This window comes from Pseudomonas sp. 05N434 (genome assembly GCF_056396965.1).
Genome location: NZ_JBFTMK010000820.1, coordinates 1 through 1,491 on the forward strand (window position 1 = coordinate 1; position 1,491 = coordinate 1,491).

The 1,491-nt window shown below is 58.9% G+C and carries 2 protein-coding genes; both read left to right on the forward strand.

The genetic code is table 11. The annotated features are described in order from the left end of the window. Positions 1-721: serine O-acetyltransferase (cysE, locus tag AC1DLB_RS29740; protein WP_477786258.1), on the forward strand; the 721-nt coding region annotated here is incomplete at its 5' end. Positions 722-905: 184 nt separating this feature from the next. Further along, a complete protein-coding gene (gene iscR, locus AC1DLB_RS29745; protein WP_003227911.1) occupies positions 906-1,397 on the forward strand; it encodes a Fe-S cluster assembly transcriptional regulator IscR in 492 nt (163 codons plus the stop codon). Positions 1,398-1,491: the final 94 nt, after the last annotated feature.

Genomic DNA, 1,491 nt, shown 5'->3' on the forward strand with positions numbered 1-1,491 from the left:
GCGTAATGCTTTTGAGGTCCTGACCTGCTATCCGGGCATGCATGCCATCTGGATCCATCGCCTGTCATCGCTCCTGTGGCGCACAGAGCTGAAATGGCTGGCGCGGCTGGTGTCGAACTTCGGTCGCTGGTTGACCGGGATCGAGATTCATCCGGGGGCCAAGGTCGGTCGTCGCTTCTTTATCGACCATGGCATGGGCATCGTTATTGGTGAGACTGCCGAGATCGGCAACGATGTCACCCTTTATCAGGGCGTGACCCTTGGTGGCACCAGCTGGAACAAGGGCAAGCGTCACCCGACCCTGGAAGACGGCGTGGTGGTTGGCGCGGGCGCCAAGGTGCTCGGCCCATTCACTGTCGGTGCCGGGGCCAAGGTGGGTTCCAATGCCGTGGTCACCAAGGCAGTTCCGCCGGGTGCGACGGTGGTGGGGATTCCGGGGCGGATTATCGTCAAGTCCGACGATGAGCAGGATGCCAAGCGCAAGGCCATGGCCGAGAAGATCGGCTTCGATGCCTACGGTGTCGGCGAAGACATGCCGGACCCGGTGGCCCGGGCGATTGGTCAGTTGCTCGATCACTTGCAGGCGGTCGATGGGCGTCTGGAGGGTATGTGTGGAGCGCTGAAGGATCTGGGCAGTAATTACTGTGCCAAGGATCTGCCTGAACTGCGTGAAGAAGACTTTGCCTGTGTGAAGGGCAAGGACGAAAGCAGGGCCAGCTGATTCACGGCAGGGTCGCATTCAGGCATTTGCACCGCGCTGGTTGGTGTGCCATTGCACCGTAGACCCTGCTATGATGCGCGCGCTCTTTTGCGGGTAAACCTGAGTAATACGCTAGGTCTTATAGTTGACTTAAATACTCGGGAATTGCATACTCGCCCCATTCCGAACTCCGTGGTAATTGTCCATGCGACTGACTACAAAAGGCCGATACGCCGTGACCGCCATGCTTGACCTGGCGTTACACGCGCAGCACGGGCCGGTGTCCCTGGCCGATATCTCCGAGCGCCAAGGCATCTCCCTGTCCTACCTCGAGCAGCTTTTCGCCAAATTGCGCCGTAGCAATCTGGTGTCCAGTGTTCGCGGTCCGGGCGGTGGCTACCAATTGTCCCGCGACATGCAGGGCATCCAGGTCGCCCAGGTAATCGATGCGGTCAACGAATCGGTCGATGCAACCAAGTGCCAGGGCCAGGGCGATTGCCATTCCGGCGACACCTGTCTGACTCACCATTTGTGGTGCGATCTTAGCCTGCAGATTCACGAATTTCTGAGCGGTATCAGCTTGGCTGACCTTGTAACTCGCCGTGAGGTGCAAGAAGTAGCCCAGCGTCAGGACCAGCGTCGTTGCAACAGCAAGGCGCCACGCCTGGACAAGATTGAAGCGTCCGCCGTCGAATGACAGCCAAAGAGCTAGCGGCACGCCAGCCAGCCTGATTTAGGAGATAGTCCATGAAATTGCCGATTTACCTTGATTACTCTGCGACCACCCCGGT